The sequence below is a fragment of the Streptomyces sp. NPDC023481 genome, assembly GCF_055560195.1.
In genome coordinates this window covers 232,188-248,917 of record NZ_JBVHJE010000004.1, presented here as the reverse complement: position 1 = coordinate 248,917, position 16,730 = coordinate 232,188, and the positions used below count along the sequence as shown (strand labels likewise).

General features: G+C 74.0%; 16 protein-coding genes and 1 pseudogene. 8 read left to right on the top strand and 9 right to left on the bottom strand.

The features are described 5' to 3' along the window. The 4 genes from pgi (at nucleotide 1) to ACZ3ZD_RS11255 (ending at nucleotide 4,139) form a co-directional block, all read left to right on the top strand. Nucleotides 1-1,653 carry a glucose-6-phosphate isomerase gene (gene pgi, locus ACZ3ZD_RS11270; protein ID WP_467395513.1) on the top strand — a complete coding sequence of 551 codons (1,653 nt, stop codon included), beginning with the start codon at nucleotides 1-3 and terminating at the stop codon, nucleotides 1,651-1,653. Between the two features lie 2 nt (nucleotides 1,654-1,655). Next, entirely contained in the window at nucleotides 1,656-2,534 is an 879-nt protein-coding gene (gene gnd / locus ACZ3ZD_RS11265) for a phosphogluconate dehydrogenase (NAD(+)-dependent, decarboxylating) (RefSeq protein WP_467395512.1), read from the top strand. A 6-nt stretch (nucleotides 2,535-2,540) separates the two neighbouring features. Further along, nucleotides 2,541-3,128 carry a histidine phosphatase family protein gene (locus tag ACZ3ZD_RS11260; RefSeq protein ID WP_467395511.1) on the top strand — a complete coding sequence of 196 codons (588 nt, stop codon included), beginning with the start codon at nucleotides 2,541-2,543 and terminating at the stop codon, nucleotides 3,126-3,128. A gap of 345 nt (nucleotides 3,129-3,473) precedes the next feature. Beyond that, complete coding sequence (locus ACZ3ZD_RS11255; protein ID WP_467395510.1) at nucleotides 3,474-4,139, top strand: TetR/AcrR family transcriptional regulator; 666 nt, start codon at nucleotides 3,474-3,476, stop codon at nucleotides 4,137-4,139. 7 nt (nucleotides 4,140-4,146) lie between these two features. Here ACZ3ZD_RS11255 and ACZ3ZD_RS11250 read toward each other — a convergent pair whose 3' ends face one another. After that, nucleotides 4,147-4,737, bottom strand: a complete 591-nt coding sequence (locus ACZ3ZD_RS11250) for a TetR/AcrR family transcriptional regulator (protein WP_467395509.1) — start codon at nucleotides 4,735-4,737, stop codon at nucleotides 4,147-4,149. A 121-nt stretch (nucleotides 4,738-4,858) separates the two neighbouring features. On the opposite strand from ACZ3ZD_RS11250, the gene ACZ3ZD_RS11245 reads away from it, so the two are divergent. Beyond that, a complete protein-coding gene (locus ACZ3ZD_RS11245; protein WP_467395508.1) occupies nucleotides 4,859-5,737 on the top strand; it encodes an NAD(P)-dependent oxidoreductase in 879 nt (292 codons plus the stop codon). A gap of 19 nt (nucleotides 5,738-5,756) precedes the next feature. Here the strand turns inward: ACZ3ZD_RS11245 and ACZ3ZD_RS11240 are convergent, their stop codons facing one another. Then, complete coding sequence (locus tag ACZ3ZD_RS11240) at nucleotides 5,757-6,212, bottom strand: PPOX class F420-dependent oxidoreductase (protein ID WP_467395507.1); 456 nt, start codon at nucleotides 6,210-6,212, stop codon at nucleotides 5,757-5,759. Between the two features lie 331 nt (nucleotides 6,213-6,543). Here ACZ3ZD_RS11240 and ACZ3ZD_RS11235 point away from each other — a divergent pair, with 331 nt between their 5' ends. Beyond that, nucleotides 6,544-7,767 (top strand): serine hydrolase domain-containing protein, encoded by a 1,224-nt coding sequence (locus tag ACZ3ZD_RS11235; protein ID WP_467395506.1) that lies wholly within the window; start codon nucleotides 6,544-6,546, stop codon nucleotides 7,765-7,767. A gap of 33 nt (nucleotides 7,768-7,800) precedes the next feature. Here ACZ3ZD_RS11235 and ribA read toward each other — a convergent pair whose 3' ends face one another. Continuing rightward, nucleotides 7,801-8,472, bottom strand: a complete 672-nt coding sequence (gene ribA, locus ACZ3ZD_RS11230) for a GTP cyclohydrolase II (protein ID WP_467395505.1) — start codon at nucleotides 8,470-8,472, stop codon at nucleotides 7,801-7,803. Between the two features lie 39 nt (nucleotides 8,473-8,511). Between ribA and ACZ3ZD_RS11225 the strand changes: the two genes are divergently transcribed. After that, complete coding sequence (locus ACZ3ZD_RS11225; protein WP_467395504.1) at nucleotides 8,512-9,285, top strand: creatininase family protein; 774 nt, start codon at nucleotides 8,512-8,514, stop codon at nucleotides 9,283-9,285. 155 nt (nucleotides 9,286-9,440) lie between these two features. Here the strand turns inward: ACZ3ZD_RS11225 and ACZ3ZD_RS11220 are convergent. The 5 genes and pseudogenes from ACZ3ZD_RS11220 to ACZ3ZD_RS11200 all read right to left on the bottom strand — a co-directional run. Then, nucleotides 9,441-10,406 (bottom strand): annotated as a pseudogene (locus ACZ3ZD_RS11220) (lysylphosphatidylglycerol synthase transmembrane domain-containing protein); the annotation flags it as partial. Then, complete coding sequence (locus ACZ3ZD_RS11215; protein WP_467395503.1) at nucleotides 10,403-11,473, bottom strand: class I SAM-dependent methyltransferase; 1,071 nt, start codon at nucleotides 11,471-11,473, stop codon at nucleotides 10,403-10,405. The gene ACZ3ZD_RS11215 and the pseudogene ACZ3ZD_RS11220, both read right to left, overlap by 4 nt. Continuing rightward, on the bottom strand, nucleotides 11,470-12,651 hold the full coding sequence (locus ACZ3ZD_RS11210; protein WP_467395502.1) for a glycosyltransferase family 4 protein: 1,182 nt from the start codon (nucleotides 12,649-12,651) through the stop codon (nucleotides 11,470-11,472). The genes ACZ3ZD_RS11215 and ACZ3ZD_RS11210 overlap by 4 nt, the downstream gene beginning before the upstream one ends. After that, nucleotides 12,648-13,046 carry a 6-pyruvoyl trahydropterin synthase family protein gene (locus ACZ3ZD_RS11205; RefSeq protein ID WP_467395501.1) on the bottom strand — a complete coding sequence of 133 codons (399 nt, stop codon included), beginning with the start codon at nucleotides 13,044-13,046 and terminating at the stop codon, nucleotides 12,648-12,650. The genes ACZ3ZD_RS11210 and ACZ3ZD_RS11205 overlap by 4 nt, the downstream gene beginning before the upstream one ends. A 115-nt stretch (nucleotides 13,047-13,161) precedes the next feature. Beyond that, entirely contained in the window at nucleotides 13,162-14,145 is a 984-nt protein-coding gene (locus ACZ3ZD_RS11200) for a zinc-dependent alcohol dehydrogenase (protein WP_467395500.1), read from the bottom strand. Nucleotides 14,146-14,252: 107 nt separating this feature from the next. On the opposite strand from ACZ3ZD_RS11200, the gene ACZ3ZD_RS11195 reads away from it, so the two are divergent. Next, a complete protein-coding gene (locus tag ACZ3ZD_RS11195) occupies nucleotides 14,253-15,026 on the top strand; it encodes a CDP-alcohol phosphatidyltransferase family protein (protein ID WP_467395499.1) in 774 nt (257 codons plus the stop codon). A 67-nt stretch (nucleotides 15,027-15,093) separates the two neighbouring features. Here ACZ3ZD_RS11195 and ACZ3ZD_RS11190 read toward each other — a convergent pair whose 3' ends face one another. Beyond that, complete coding sequence (locus tag ACZ3ZD_RS11190) at nucleotides 15,094-16,716, bottom strand: alpha/beta fold hydrolase (protein ID WP_467395813.1); 1,623 nt, start codon at nucleotides 16,714-16,716, stop codon at nucleotides 15,094-15,096. Between the last annotated feature and the right edge of the window lie 14 nt (nucleotides 16,717-16,730).

Genomic DNA, 16,730 nt, shown 5'->3' with positions numbered 1-16,730 from the left:
ATGGCAGAGTTCCCGAAGCTCACCAACCGGCCCGAGTGGACCGCGCTGTCCGACCACCGCTCCCAGGGCCAGCCGCGGCTGCGCGAGCTGTTCGCGACGGACCCCGGCCGCGCCGAGCGGTACGTCGTGCGGGTCGGCGACCTGCACATCGACTACAGCAAGCACCTCATCACCGACGAGACCCTGGCCCTGCTCCAGGAACTCGCCACCGCCACCGGCGTGTTCGCGCTGCGGGACGCCATGTTCAGCGGTGAGAGGATCAACGTCACCGAGAACCGGGCCGTGCTGCACACCGCCCTGCGCGCCCCGCGGGACGCGGTGATCGAGGTCGACGGCGAGAACGTGGTGCCGAAGGTGCACGCCGTGCTCGACAAGATGGCCGGCTTCGCCGAGCGGGTCCGCTCCGGCGAGTGGACCGGCCACACCGGCAAGCGCATCCGGAACGTCGTCAACATCGGCATCGGCGGCTCCGACCTCGGCCCCGCGATGGCCTACGAGGCGCTGCGTGCGTACACCGCACGGGAGTTGACGTTCCGGTTCGTGTCCAACGTGGACGGCGCCGACCTGCACGAGGCGACCCGCGACCTGGACCCGGCGGAGACGCTGTTCATCGTGGCGTCCAAGACGTTCACCACGATCGAGACGATCACGAACGCCACCTCGGCGCGCACCTGGCTGCTGAAGGCCTTCGACGGTGACGAGAAGGCCGTCGCCCGGCACTTCGTGGCGCTGTCCACGAACGGCACGAAGGTCACCGAGTTCGGCATCGACCCGGACAACATGTTCGAGTTCTGGGACTGGGTCGGCGGACGGTACTCGTACGACTCCGCGATCGGCCTGTCCCTGATGATCGCCATCGGCCCGGACCGCTTCCGCGAGATGCTCGACGGTTTCCGGATCGTCGACGACCACTTCCGCACCGCGCCCGCCGAAGCCAACGCGCCGCTGCTGCTGGGCCTGCTGGGCATCTGGTACGGCAACTTCCACGATGCCCAGACCCACGCGGTGCTGCCGTACAGCCACTACCTGTCGAAGTTCACCGCCTACCTCCAGCAGCTGGACATGGAGTCCAACGGCAAGTCGGTGCAGCGCGACGGCACCCCGGTGGAGTGGCAGACCGGACCGGTCGTCTGGGGCACGCCCGGCACCAACGGGCAGCACGCCTACTACCAGTTGATCCACCAGGGCACCAAGCTGATCCCGGCGGACTTCATCGGCTTCGCCGAGCCGGTCGGCGAACTGAGCGCCGAACTCAAGGCCCAGCACGACCTGCTGATGGCCAACTTCTTCGCCCAGACCCAGGCGCTCGCCTTCGGCAAGACCGCCGAGGAGGTCCGCGCGGAGGGCGTGGCCGAGGAGCAGGTCGCGCACCGCACCTTCCGCGGCGACCACCCCACCACCACGATCCTCGCCCGTGAGCTGACCCCGTCCGTGCTCGGCCAGCTGATCGCCCTCTACGAGCACAAGGTGTTCGTGCAGGGCGCGGTGTGGAACATCGACTCCTTCGACCAGTGGGGCGTGGAGCTGGGCAAGGTCCTCGCCAAGCGCGTCGAACCCGCCCTCACCGAGGGCGCGGACGTGCCGGGTCTCGACCCGTCCACCACGGCCCTCGTCGCCGCCTACCGCACTCTCAAGAACGCATCGGAGAACTGATCATGCAGCTCGGTCTCATCGGTCTCGGCAAGATGGGCGGCAACATGCGCGAGCGAATCCGCCGCGCCGGCCACACCGTCCTCGGCTACGACCGCAACCCGGAGGTCTCGGACGTCAAGAGCCTGGCCGAACTGGTGGAGAAGCTCGACGCGCCCCGCCACGTCTGGGTGATGGTCCCGGCCGGCACGGCCACCCAGACCGTCATCGACGAACTCGGCGACCTGCTCTCCCCCGGCGACACGGTCATCGACGGCGGCAACTCCCGCTGGACGGACGACGAGAAGCACGCCGCCGCCCTCGGCATCAAGGGCATCGGCTTCGTCGACGCCGGTGTCTCCGGCGGTGTGTGGGGCCTGGAGAACGGTTACGCGCTGATGGTCGGCGGCGACAAGCAGCACGTGGAGCCGCTCCAGCCGATCTTCGACGCGCTCAAGCCGGAGGGCCCGTACGGCTACGTCCACGCCGGGCGGGTCGGCGCCGGGCACTTCTCCAAGATGGTCCACAACGGCATCGAGTACGCCATGATGCAGGCCTACGCCGAGGGCTGGGAGCTGCTGGAGAAGGTCCACTCGGTGGACAACGTCCGCGAGGTGTACCGCTCCTGGCAGGAGGGCACCGTCATCCGGTCCTGGCTGCTGGACCTCGCGGTCAACGCCCTGGACGAGGACGAGCACCTGGAGAAGCTGCGCGGCTACGCGGAGGACTCCGGCGAGGGCCGCTGGACGGTGGAGGCGGCCATCGACAACGCCGTACCGCTGCCCGCGATCACGGCGTCCCTGTTCGCCCGGTTCGCCTCCCGGCAGGACGACTCCCCGCAGATGAAGATGATCGCCGCGCTGCGCAACCAGTTCGGTGGCCACGCGGTCGAGAAGAAGGACTGACCCGCCGTGGGGGACCTCCTGCTGGTCCGCCACGGTGAGACGGAGTGGAGCGTGTCGGGCCAGCACACCAGCTGGACCGACCTGCCCCTCACGGAGCACGGCGAGGAACAGGCCAAGTCCCTCGCCCCGCTCCTCACCGGCCGGACCTACGCCCGCGCGCTCGCCAGCCCGTACGACCGCGCGCTGCGCACCGCCGAACTGGCGGGCATCCCCGGGGTCGTCACCGACCCCGACCTGCACGAGTGGGACTACGGCGGCTACGAGGGCGTCACCACCGCCGAGATCCACCGCACCCGGCCCGGCTGGGACCTGTGGACCGACGGCGTCCCGCCGGGCCCCGAGGGGCATCCCGGCGAGTCGCCGGCCCAGATCGGTGCCCGCGCCGACCGGGTGCTGGCCCGGCTCGCGCCGGCCCTGACCGACGGGGACGTGGTCCTGGTGGCGCACGCGCACTTCCTGCGCGTGCTCACCGCCCGCCGTCTGGGCCTGCCTCCCGCCGAAGGCCGCCTGTTCCAGCTGGCCACCGGCACGGTCAGCCGTCTGTCGACGGAACACGACCGTCCGGTGATCGCCGCCTGGAACGTCCAGCCGTAACCGACCCGGGTGCGCGCCATGGGCGCCGCTCGCGGAGGCGGCCCCGTGCCCCCGGCCCGCCATCCCGGCGGGCCGGGGGCACCTTGGGTCAACGGCTCGCGGAGGGGGCCGAGTCGCCCTCCGCGTCCGGCCCGGCCGGCAGCCTGCCGGCGGGAACCGGGCGCGGCCGCCGGGTGCGGCACACGACCGGCGCCCCGCGCGAGCCACCGACCGCCCCGCCGCGGCGCCGCCGGCGCCCGGAAACCACGGCGGCGCAGCCCGTCCCGGGCGCCCCGGCCCGGCTTCTACAATCACCCGCACGCGAGCGAGCGTGTCGCTTGGCGGTTCATGGGCCGGAGGGCTGTGATGACCAGCGTCGAGGAACCGGTGCGGTCCGGTGGGCGGGTGCGGGACGCGGTGCGGACCCGGGGCGAGATACTCGACGTGGCCACGCAGGAGTTCGCGCGGGCCGGTTACGACGGGGCCCGGGTCGACGAGATAGCGGCCCGTACCCGCACCACCAAGCGGATGATCTACTACTACTTCGGTGGCAAGGAGCAGCTGTTCACGGCCGTGCTGGAGCGGGCCTACGGGGTGGTCCGGGACGCCGAACGGCAGCTGGACGTCGAGGACCCGGACCCGGTGGCCGCGATCCGGCGGCTGGCGGAGCTGACGTTCGACCAGCACGAGCGGTACCCGGACTTCATCCGGCTCGTCGGTATCGAGAACATGCACGGTGCCGAGCACATCGCGGCCTCCGGGGAACCGGGGCGGTCCGAGTCCCCGGTACTGGACGTGATCCGTCGTATCCTCGCCTCCGGGCAGGCGTCCGGGCTGTTCACGGCCGACGTGGACGCGGTCGACCTGTACGCGGTGATCAGCTCGTTCTGCTTCTTCCGGGTCGCCAACCGGCCCACGTTCGGCGCCCTGTTCGGCCGGGACCTGCTGGACCCGGGGCGGCGCGAGCACTACCGGACCATGCTCGGCGACATGGTGATCGCCTACCTCACGGCGGAGCGCGCCGCGGGCTGACGCGGGGTCAGGAGTCCACGGCCGCGTCGAGCAGGGGGCCCAGTTCGCGTACGGCCGTGGTGAGGGGGCGTACGTCGTGTTCGGCGCGGGCCATCAGGATCGCGCCCTCCAGGGTGGCGATCATGAGGGTGGCCAGGGAGTCGGCGCGGGCGGCGGGGACGCCCAGGCCGGCCAGGGCCTCGGCGACCGGCCCCCGCCAGGTGGCGAACGCGGTGGCCGCCGCCTGACGGGTCGAGGCGCCGGAGGCCGCGCAGTCGACCGTGGCGGCGGCGACCGGGCACCCGGCCGCGAAGCCGTCCGCCGCGTACTCGTCCGTCCACTGCGCGGCCATCGCCGCGAACAGGCCGCTGGGCGTGGGCCGTTCGAGCCCCGCGAGGAAGCGGGCGACGCGCTTGCCGGCGTACCGCCCGGCCCACTCGACGGCCTCGTTGACCAGCTGTTCCTTGCCGCCCGGGAAGTAGTGCTGGAGGGAGCCGCGCGGTGCGTCCGCGTGCGCGGCGACCTCGCGCATGCCGGTCGCGGTGACCCCGCCCCGCCGGATGAGCTGGGCCGCGCTGAACACCATCCGCTCCCGCGGCCCGCGCCGTGCCTGCGTCATCGTGCCCTCCGTTCCCCGGTCCGTCCTCGCCGTCGCCCTCGCCCTCACCCTATGACCGACGTCATAACGGCGGCTACTATGACCACTGTCATAGTCGGCCCGTGTCAGCGGAGGGCGTCCCGTGCAGGTCGGATTCATCGGTCTCGGAGTGATGGGCCGCCCCATGGCCCTGCGCCTGGCGTCGGCCGGCACCCCCCTGGTGGTGTGGAACCGGACCCCGCACCGCGCGGAGCCGTTGCGCGCGGCCGGCGCCGAGGTCGCCGCTGACCCCGCCGAGGTGTTCGCGCGAGCGGAGGTGGTGCTGCTGATGCTGGCCGACGAGACGGCGGTGGACGCGGTTCTCGGCCGGGGCACGCCCGACCTGGCCGCACGGGTCGCCGGCCGGACCGTCGTCCACATGGGCACGACCTCACCGGAGTACTCCCGCGCTCTGGAGGCCGACATCCGCGCGGCCGGCGGCCGGTACGTCGAGGCGCCGGTCTCCGGCTCCCGGGTGCCGGCGGAGCAGGGCCGGCTGGTGGCCATGCTCGCCGGGGAGGAGGCCGCCGTGGCGGCCGTACGGCCGCTGCTGGCGCCGGTGTGCGGGGAGGCGTTCGCCTGCGGGCCGGTGCCGGGCGCGCTGCTGATGAAGCTGGCGGTGAACATCTTCCTGATCACCCAGGTGACCGGGCTGACCGAGGCCTTCCACTTCGCCGAGCGGCAGGGCCTGGACCGCGAGCTGTTCCTGGACGTCCTGGACGCGGGCCCGATGGCCAGCGCGGTGTCCCGGATGAAGGCGCCCAAGCTGCGCGAGCGGGACTTCGCGGTGCAGGCGGCGGCGCTGGACGTGCTGAAGAACAACCGGCTGATCGCGGAGGCGGCCCGCAAGGCGGGCCTGGCCTCGCCGCTCCTCGACGTCTGCCACGCCCTGTTCGAGGAGACGGTGGCGCGGGGGCACGGCGGCGAGGACATGGTCGCCGTGCTGCGGGCGATCGAGGCGCGGACCGCCGAGGCGCCGTGAGCGGCGCCCCGGCCGCGGCTCAGCCCTTCGGGATGCCGTACGCCCGCTCGACGCGCAGCCGCACCACCAGGCGGCGGTCGCGGACCATCGCGGCCCGGTAGTCGTCCCAGTCCGGGTGTTCGCCGAGGACGTCCCGGTAGAGCCGGACCAGCTCCTCCACGGTGTCGTCGTGCGGGTCGGCGGCGACCGGGGTCAGTTCGGCGGTGCCCTCGGCGACGGTGTACGCCCAGCGGTCGCCGCTGGTGACGTGGTAGGAGGCGCGCGGGTCCCGGCGCAGGTTGCGGGTCTTGGCGCGGTCGTCGGTGACCGAGACGCGGATGATCCGCTCGTCGGGGTAGTAGGCGTGGCTGACGTTCGACAGCTGGGGGCGGCCGTCGCGCCGGAGGGTGACGAGCACGCCGGCGTGGCCGGCGGAGAGCAGGCCGAGCAGCGCGTCCTGCGAGGAGTCCTTGGTCGTATCCCGGTCAGCAGTCATACCCCGCTCAACCCGCCCGGGCGGCCCTCGCATTCCCGGGCCTCCGAAGATCGCGGCCGCCCCACCACCCGCGCACTACCGGGACCGGCGGCGACGAAGGCCACCGTGTGCGGGTCGCCCGTCTTCGCGTGGCGCGCGGGCCGCCGTAGCGCCGGCACCCGCCCGGACGCACCCGTCCCGGTGCGACGCCGAAGCCCCCTCGGCGTCGGATCGATCACACCCGTCCCGGATGAACCACCGCCACCGGGCAGCCCTGCGTCACCATGGGACGCGGTACCCGGCGGGGCGGCCGGGGGACGCATCGCGGACGACGTGCGACCGGAGGAGAGCGATGGCACAGCTGCGACAGGACGTGGAGCCGGGACAGGTGGGGCTGGACGCCGGGGCGCTGGACCGGCTGGACCGGTGCTTCGCCGGGCACGTCGACGCGGGGCGGCTGCCCGGCTACCTGGTGTCCGTGGCCCGCGGTGGCCAGGTCGCGCACCTGACCACCTACGGTCTGCGGGACGTGTCGGCCGCGCTGCCGGTCGAGGCGGACACGCTGTGGCGGATCTACTCGATGACCAAGCCGGTCACCGCGGTCGCGGTGCTGCTGCTGGTCGAGGAGGGCCGGCTGTCCCTGGACGACCCGCTGGAGCGCCATCTGCCCGCCTTCGCCGACCCCCGGGTGTACGTGGCGGGTTCGGGCACCGCCGTCCGCACCCGCCCGGCCGCCGGCCCGATCCTTCTCCGGCACCTGCTGACCCACACCGCGGGCCTCACCTTCGGCTTCTACCACCGCCATCCGGTGGACGCGCTGTACCGCGAGGCGGGCCTGGAGTACTCGGTGCCGCCGGGCAAGGACCTCGCGGAGACCGTCGAGTTGTACGCGCGGATGCCGTTGCAGTCCGACCCGGGCACCCAGTGGAACTACTCGGTCGCCTCCAACGTGCTGGGCCGGGTCGTCGAGGTGGTCTCCGGGCAGCCCCTGGACGTCTTCTTCGCCGAGCGGATCCTGCGCCCGCTCGGCATGACCGACACCGGCTTCCACCTCACGCCCGAACAGGCGTCCCGGCTGGCCGAGTTGTACGGTGAGACCGACGCGGGCGGGATCGAGCCGGTGCCGGGGCTGCCGGTGCGCGGCCGGCCGCGGTTCCTGTCCGGCAGCGGCGGCCTGGTCAGCTCGGCCCACGACTTCCACCGGTTCATGGAACTGCTGCGCCGGGGCGGCGAACTGGACGGCGTCCGGCTGCTGGCCCCGGGAACGCTCGCCCTGATGACCCGCAACCAGCTGCCGGGCGGCGCCACCATCGGCTCCCTCGGCGCGCCGGTCCACCGGGAACCGGGGAACGACGGCCTCGGCTTCGGTTTCAACGTCTCCGTCGTCACCGACCCGGCGCGCACCCTCGCCCCGACCCACCTCGGCACCTACGGCTGGACCGGCGTGGCGACCACCGCGTTCTGGGTCGACCCGGCCCACGACCTGACCGTGCAGTTCATGACCCAGGTGCGCCCGAAGAAGCTGAAGGTCTTCCCCGAGCTGCGGCGGCTGGTGCACGAGGCGGTGACGGACTGACCCGCCGGCGGCCGCCGCGTCCGCGGCCGGGCGTCAGGAGCCGTGGGCGACGGCGTCCAGATGCGGCAGGTGGTGGTCCATCCGCTCCCGCTTGGTCCGCAGGTAGGTGATGTTGCTCTCGCACGGCTCGATCAGTAGCGGCACCTGCTCGGCGACCTGGACGCCGTGCCGCACCAGCGCCTCCCGCTTGCGCGGGTTGTTGGACATCAGCCGCACCGACCGCACCCCGAGGTCGCGCAGGATCTCGGCGGCCACGCGGTAGTCGCGGGCGTCGACCGGCAGGCCCAGCGCGAGGTTCGCCTCCACCGTGTCCAGGCCCTCCGCCTGCAGGGCCATCGCGCGCAGCTTGGCCAGCAGGCCGATACCGCGGCCCTCGTGTCCCCTCAAGTAGACGACGATGCCGCTGCCTTCGGCGACCACGGCGCGCATCGCGGCCTCCAGCTGGTCCCCGCACTCGCAGTGCCGGGAGCCGAACGCGTCCCCGGTCAGGCACTCCGAGTGCAGCCGGACCAGCACGTCGTCGGCGCCGATCTCGCCGTACACCAGGGCCACTTGCTCGTCACCGCGGTCGTGGTCCAGGTAGCCGACCGCCTGGAACTTTCCGTACACGGTGGGCAGTGGCGCATTCACCACCCGTTCGGCGCCCGATCGCCGCGGGGACTTCGTGCCGAGTACGCCGATGTTGACGCCGGTGTTTTCTGTCATGATCTGATTCCTATAGCAGAGACGAAAGGCCGTGGGAAGATGAGTGGTTCGGGTGCGCGTGCGGCGTACGGGGCGGGGAACGGCGTTCTGCCGGCGGACACCACGCAGGACGTACGCAGCCGGGGGGCGGGCGTTTCAGCACAGGTCGCCGTCCTTCCCGTGGGGAGCTTCGAACAGCACGGCCCGTACCTTCCGCTGGCCACCGACACGCTGGTGGCCTGCGCCGTCGCGCGGGAGATCGCCGCCGCGTACCCGGTGCACCTCCTTCCGCCGGTGACGGTCTCCTGCTCGCACGAGCACGCGGCCTGGCCGGGGACCGTCAGCATCTCCGCCGTGACCCTGCACGCGGTGGTCACGGACATCGCGGCGTCGCTGCGCCGCTCGGGCGTGGACGCGCTGGTCGTGGTCAACGGGCACGGCGGGAACTACGTACTGGGCAACGTCGTCCAGGAGGCCTCCGCGCGCGGCGAGCGGATGGCGCTGTTCCCGGCCGCCGAGGACTGGGAGGCCGCGCGGGAGCGGGCCGGGGTGGTCACCTCGCTGCTCACCGACATGCACGCCGGAGAAATCGAGACCTCGATTCTGCTGCACGCTCACCCCGAATTCGTCCGTCCTGGTCACGAGTCCGCCGATTTCACCGCCGACGACCGCCGGCATCTGCTCACCCTGGGAATGTCCGCCTATACCGAATCGGGCGTCATCGGCCGTCCTTCCCTCGGTTCGGCGGAAAAGGGAAAGGAACTGCTGGCGAGCCTCACGGAATCCTTCGCGCCGTATCTCGCGCTGCTCACCTCGCCGACGGGACGGAAATAGCGCCGGGCGGACCCGCGGCCGGGACCCGTGGGGGCGGCCCCGGACGACGGGCCGGCACCGACCGCGCCGGCGCGCTCGGCGGCGGGGGCCGGCGTTGCGCCGCGTACCGTCTCGTACCAGCGCCAGGCCAGGACCGCGGCACCGGGCAGGCTCGCCACGAGGCTCAGCACGCCGTAGACGACGGCGACCGCGACCCCGGTGTCCGCGCCGAGCCCGGCCGCGCCGAACGCCCAGGCGGTGACGCCCTCACGGGGGCCGAAACCGCCGACGTTCAGCGGCAGTCCCATGGCCAGCAGGGCGAGTACCGCGAGCGGCAGCAGCACCGCGACGGGGGCGGCCGAGCCGGCGTCACGGGCCGCCACGACGAACATCAGCAGGTGTCCGGCCAGGACGATCACGGAGGACAGGGCGACGCCCGGCCCGGCGTGCCGTGAGGCCAGGCCCCGGCGGGCCTCGCCGAGGGTCCGGCGCAGCGCCCCACCGCCCGGTCGGCCCTGCGGCCGGTTCATGCGGACGGCGACGACGACGGCGAGCGCGCCGACGGCGGCGAGGGCCGCCAGGGGGGCGAAGCCGCGGACCTCGGCGCGCACCGGGGACGGCAGGGTCAGCAGCACCGCCGTACCGGCCACGGCCAGCGCGATCTGCCCGGCGACGCGTTCGAGTACGACCGCCTGCACGCCGCGCCGGACGTCGCCCGCGCTGCGTCCGTGCCGGACCGCCCGGTGCACGTCGCCCAGGATCCCCCCGGGCAGGGCCGCGTTCAGGAACAGCGCCCGGTAGTAGTCGGCGACGGCGGGGCCCAGCGGCAGTCGCAGCCGCAGGCCCCGCGCCACCAGCTGCCACCGCCACGCGCTGCACACGGTGGTGACGCCGCCGATCGCCAGCGCGACCAGCACCGTCCCGGTGTCGATCCTCCGCAGCCCGTCGACCAGCGCACCGGTACCGAGCCGCCACAGCAGGAACCCGAGGATGCCGAGCCCGGCGCAGGTGCCGAGCCGGGTGCGCAGCGCGCGGGGGCGCCGGGCGCCGGGGAGTCCGGCCGTCTCGGCCGCGTCCGCGTGTACGGCGTCCGGCGCGAGCGCGTGCGGCAGTTGCGTCCCCGCTGCCGTGGCGCCGGTCATGGCGTGCCGCCCGTGGGCCGGGGCAGGGCCAGCAGGTCGCTGTGGTGGAGGGTGACCCGCAGGGTGCCCGCCGCGCAGGCGGTGAGCCGGTCGCGCAGATAGCGTTCGGCGCGCTCGCGCAGCTCCGGGCGCTGTTCGACGGCCGCGCCCACCCAGCCGCGCAGCCACTGCTCGGTGAGCGCCCGCTGCTCGGGGCCGAGCCGCCACGGGCTCGGGTGCAGCCGGACCGTCGCCCCGCGCTCGGCGAACGCCTCGCAGGCCGCGGTGGCCGCGTCCGGGCCGAGCAGTCCGTCGCGCCGCTGGTGGGCGTTGAACGCCTCGGCGATCTCGGCGTCGAGGGGGTCGGCCGGGGTGAGGTCGACGCGGCCGGCGACGGAGAGGGTGAGCAGGGCCGGGCAGCCGGCGCCCGCGCAGGCGTCCGCCAGGGTCTCGACGTCGTCCGGGGTGAGGACGTCGAGCAGCGCGGACGCGGTCACCAGCGAGGCACCGGCCAGCGCGTCCTGGGTGAGCCGGGCGACGTCACCGCGCCGGGTCTCCACCGTGACGCGGCTGCCGTCGGCGGCGGAGCGCGGGGAGGCGACCGCGGCGAAGTGCAGCAGATAGGGGTCCCGGTCGTGCAGGATCCAGTGCTGGGCGCCGTCCAGGCGGGGGGCGAGCCAGCGGCCCATGGAGCCGGTGCCGCAGCCCAGGTCGTGCACGACCAGCCCGCCGGACCGGCCGGGCAGGTTGGCCAGCCGGATCCGCAACGGGTCGAGCAGTTCCGCGGAGCGGGCCGCCGCGTCGGCGTCCTCGCGCAGCTGGAGCCATTCGGGCGCGTACCGCGGCGGCTCCTGCGCGTCCTCGTCCCGCAGCCGTACGGTGGCCCGCTCGCCGGGGCGGCCCACGGGCCCGGCACCGGCGATGACGCCGGCGGCGTCCTCACCGCCGTCCGTCGGCGGGACGTCCTCGCCCGGGCCCCTCGCGGTGTCCCGCACGGACTCCCCCTCCGCCGGCCCGGGCTGAGCCGGGATCAACCCCTGCGGGCCGGACCGGACCGGCACCGCCTCGTCCTTGCGCACCGTGCTCATGCCACCCTCCTCGGGGGTTCCGGGAGCCGCCCGAGGACTCCCGCCAGGCTGCGGGCGGTGGTCGCCCAGCCGTCGAGCGCGGCGCGCCGCGCGCGGGCCGCGGCCTTGAGGCGGCGGCGTACGTCGGGTTCGCCGAACCAGCCGCGCAGTTCGGCGGCGAGCGCGGCCGGGTCCTCCGGCGGGACGAGGATGCCGGGCACCCCGCCGTCCGGTGCGCGGCCGACCGCCTCGGGCAGGCCGCCGACGTCGGTGGCGAGGACCGGGATGCCCCGGGCGAGGGCCTCGGTGACCGCCATGCCGTAGGTCTCCGCGTAGGAGGTGAGGACCATGAGGTCGGCCGCGGCGTAGGAGGCGTCGAGGTCGGCGCCGGAGCGGGGGCCGGTCAGGTGCAGGCGGTCGGCGAGGCCGTGCCGGGCGATCAGCTCCCGCAGGTGGGCGACGTACTCCGGGTCGTGGCCGAGGCCGCCGACGCACTCGCAGGTCCACGGCAGGTCCCGGACCGCGGCGAGCGCCTCGACCAGCCGGTGCTGGCCCTTGCGCGGGGTCACGGCGGCCACGCACAGCAGTCGGGAGACGCCGTCGGTGCCGGGCGCGAGGGGCGCGATGTCGGCGCCGGGCGCGGCCGTGTGCACCCGGTCGGGGGCGAGGCCGTGGTGGGCGACGAGCCGGCGGACCGCCCAGTCGCTGGTGGCGATCACCGCGCCGGCCGCCCGCAGCACCGCCCGTTCGCGGCTGTCCAGGTCGGCGGCGACGGCCGGGTCCAGGCCGGTCTCGTCGCCGAGCGGCAGGTGGACGAGGACGGCGAGCCGCAGCCGTGCCGACTCGGGGACGACGATCTCCGGGACGCCGCAGGCGACGAGGCCGTCGAGGAGGACGACCGTGTCGTCCGGCAGGTTCCGCAGGGTGCGGGCGAGCCGATCGCGGGCGGCGCCGTCCGGGCGCGGCCAGCCGCCGGGCACGGGGTGCCGGACGGCCTGCCAGCCGAAGCCGGGCAGGTCGAGGCAGACCCGGCGGTCGTAGGCGTTGCCGCCGCTGGGCGCGGCCGGGTCGTCGACGCCGCCCGGCATCACGAAGTGCACGGTGCGCAGGGACATGGGGATGATTCCGGCGTTCTCGGCGGCGACGGGCTGCGCGGGCACGTAGCCGAGGCGGGCCCGCTCCACGGTCAGGTCGGTCACAGGCCACGCTCGTAACTCGCCCAGGCGATGTGCGACTCGTGCAGGGTGACGGCGATCCCGTCGAGGCCCTTGGCGCCCTCGCCGAGGAGGCCCTTCCCGATCCGCTCGGCGAGCCGGTCGGCGATGACCTTGGCGAGAAACTCGGTGGACGTGTTGACGCCCCGGAAGTCGGGCTCCTCGTCCAGGTTGCGGTAGTTCAGTTCGGCGGTGACGGCGGCCAGTTCCCGGGTGGCCAGGCCGATGTCGACCACGATGTCGTCCTCGTCCAGCTGCCGGCGGCGGAACGTCGCGTCCACGAGGAACGTGGCGCCGTGCAGTCGCTGCGCGGGGCCGAAAACCTCGCCGCGGAAGCTGTGGGCGATCATGATGTGATCGCGGACGGTGATGCTGAACAACGGACGACCCTCCAGGTGCGGCGCGTCTGGTCCCCCGGCCTTGCCCGCCGGGGGATGCCGTGTAGTACGGCTCTTCGCTTCCCCGTGTTCAGCCGTTCCTCACTCTTTTCTCAGGTCAGGCCGTCTCCGGGTACCGCACCCGGTGGCACAGCGCGGGGATGTCACCGGACGCCAGCCGGGGCATGACGGCCGGGAGTTCCTCGAAAGCGCTCTCCCCGGTGATGAGCGCGTCCAGCGCCGGGTCGGCGAGCAGGTCCAGGGCGAGCGCCATCCGGTCGGCGTAGGTACGGCCGGCCCGGGCGGCCGGTGAGACCGTGCCGACCTGGCTGCCGCGCACGGTGAGCCGGCGGGAGTGGAAGGCCTCGCCGAGCGGCAGGGCCACGCTGCGGTCGCCGTACCAGCTCAGCTCGATCACGGTGCCCTCGGGAGCGAGGAGTTGCAGGGCGCGGGTGAGGCCCGCCTCGGTGGCGCTCGCGTGGACGACGAGGTCGCGGTCGCCGAGGGCGTCGGCGGGCGGGGCGAAGTCCACGCCGAGCGCCTCGGCGGTCTTCGCGCGGGCCGGGTCGGCGTCGACCAGTTGAAGGCGGACGCCGGGGAAGCGGGCGAGCAGCGCGGTGACCGCGCAGCCGACCATGCCGCCGCCGACCACCGTGATCCGGTCGCCGATCAGGGGCCTGGCGTCCCACAGGGCGTTGACGGCGGTCTCGACGGTGCCGGCGAGGACGGCCCTGGCGGCGGGCACCCGCTCGGGCACCACGGTGACGGCGCTCACCGGAACGACGTACCGGCTCTGGTGCGGATACAGGCAGAAGACCGTGCGGCCGACCAGCGCGGCCGGGCCCTCCTCGACCACGCCGACGTTCAGGTAGCCGTACTTCACCGGGCCCGGGAAGTCGCCCTCCTGGAACGGCGCCCGCATCACGGTGTGCTGGCTGTGCGGCACCCCGCCGCGGAAGACGAGGGTCTCGGTGCCCCGGCTCACCCCGGAGTACAGGGCGCGGACCAGCACCTCGTCCTCGGCGGGGGCCGCGAGGGTGACCTCGCGCAGCTCTCCGTGGCCGGGCGAGCGGAGCCAGAACGCGCGGGCCGACCGGTTCATCGGCATCCTCCTGAACGATCGGGAAGTTGTTCACGTACCGAGTTGTGCACAGGCCGCGCACAGTACGCGGCGTTGATCGTCTCTGTCACTCGGCCGGAGGATGTTCGGTGGCCCTGAACAACACGTATGACGCGAGGCTCCAGCAGGAGACCGCTGTGGGAGCGGGCGTGCAGGTCCTGCTGCTGGCCCTGCTCGGCTCGGCGATCGGCATGGGGCCGGCCGGCTGGCTGACGGGACTCGTGTTCGCGTTCGCCACCTGGGCCGTCCTCTCCCGCGCCGTGCACCGCTCCCGGCTGCGCTCCTTCGGCCCCGCGAACCGAGTCACGCTCGGCCGGTCCGTCCTGGTCGGCGGGGTGACCGCGCTGGTCGCGGACTCCTTCGAGAGCGCGCCGCCGGTGACGCTGCTGGTCGCCCTGACCGCGGTGGCGCTGCTGCTGGACGGCGTGGACGGCAAGGTCGCCCGCCGCACCGGCACCTCCTCGGCGCTCGGCGCGCGCTTCGACATGGAGGTCGACGCGTTCCTGATCCTGGTGCTGAGCGTGTACGTGTCGACGCGGCTCGGGCCGTGGGTGCTGCTGATCGGCGGCATGCGGTACGCGTTCGTCGCCGCGGCCCGGTTCGCGCCGTGGCTGACCGCCCCGCTGCCGCCGTCGTTCGCCCGCAAGACCGTCGCCGCCGTCCAGGGTGTGTGCCTGCTCGTGGCGGGCGCGCAGGTGCTGCCCCGCTCGGCCGACCTCACGATCGTGCTGCTGGCGCTGGGTTCGCTGCTGTGGTCCTTCGGCCGGGACATCGCCTGGCTGTGGCGCAACGCGCGCAACACGGCGGTGGGGGTACCGGCGGAGCAGCCGGGGCCTCAGCTGCTGGAGCTGGCGGCGCACTGAGCCGCGGGTGGCCGGCTGTGGCGCACGGGACCGCCCGCACGTACCCCTCGGTGTCCGCCCGTCGGTGTCAACCGTGGCGTCGCAGCAGTCCGTCCACGTACGCCTCCAGCCGTTCACCCAGCACCTCCGGCGTGAGGTCGTCCCGGCCCAGCTCACGCCAGGGCCCGGCGAGCTTCGCCGCGTCGGGGCAGTAGTGCAGGGCGTCGAGCAGGCGCCAGTACAGGTGACGGGGGCCGTCGGCGAGGCCCCGGCCGCCGTGTGCCTCGTACCGGTCGCGGAACTCCAGCCCGTACGCCGGCCCGTGCAGCAGCGCGAGCGCGGTCGAGCAGTGGGCGACGTCCAGGTCGACGGGCCCCCACGAGGTCTCGACCCAGTCCACGACACCGCTGATCCGCAGCGTGGGCCCGGCCCCCGTGAAGAGCACGTTCCCCGGGTGGAAGTCGCGGTGCAGGAAGCGGCCCTCGTACGGCGGCGGGTCGCGGCGGATCACGTCGACGGCCCGCTCCCACAGACGGCCGCCCGGGGTACGGACGCGCTCCGGGGACGTCCACGCCTGGTACGTGCGCGGGGTTTCGGCGGGTACGACGCCGTGGACCCGGACGAGTTGGGCCGCGAGGAGGTCCAGGCGCCGGTCGAGGTCCTCCTCGTCCACGCGGACCCGGCCCGGCAGCGCGGACATCAACAGGGTGGGGTGGTCGCAGTGTTCGGCCGTGGGGTCGGCGGCGACGAGCCGGGGAGCGGGGATGCCCTCCTGCCCGGCGAGCAGGGTCAGGACGGACGCCTCGCGGGCCAGCAGACCGGGCCCGTGGCGGCGGAAGAACGGCTTCACGAAGGTCCGTTGCACCAGGTCCGTGCCGTCGTCCAGGGTGAGCCGGCGCATCTGGGAGCTCCACCCCCCGGACAGGATGCGGGCGTCGGTGACCGACCGGCCGTGGCCGAGCCGCCGGGACACCCACGCGCGCGTGGCCGTCCAGCCGCGGTCGTCCAGGCCGGTCAGCACCGCCGCCGCGAACGCCCGCCGGTCGTCGGCGTGGTCACGGAACCACCCGGCCAACCGGTGCCCCGCGTCGGGGAGATCGAAGCGCGTGTACTGGGCACGCGCGGTCAGCGCATCCTGTACGGCCTCGGTCACCGCCGGCGGGATCACCGCGTCCGTGCCCGGTACGGCGAGCACCGCCCGGCCCTCGTACGCCCGGAGCACGTCCAGACCGGGTGCGTCCCGCCAGCTGTCCGGCCGCCTGATCAGGGCGCTGAACCGGCCGTCCCCGTCCCCGAAGGGCACGTCCCACGCCTCGGCGGTGTAGACGGCGGGCGCGCACAGCCCCAGCGCCGCCACGCGGTCCCCGTAGTGCCGGACGAGATCGGTCACCGTCTGGCCGCCCATGCTGAACCCCACCAGGACCAGCGGCCCGTCGGCCCCCGCGTACGCGTCGATCACGGCGACGGCCTGCTCCAGCCGTCGCCGCAGACTCGACTCACGGAGCTTTCCCGTGCTGTCGCCGTGCCCGGAGAAGTCGAAGGCGAGCCCGCGACAGCCGTGGGCCACGAACTCCCGTACCAGCGGAACCAGGTGGCGCGCGCTGCTCGTGCCGGCGCCATGGAGCACCACCGCGGTGGCTCCGGACGGGTCCCCGCCGTACACACCGCTGAGCCGTTCACCGTCGTGGTCGTGCGTGAAGTGGTAGAGCATGCCCCCCATTCACT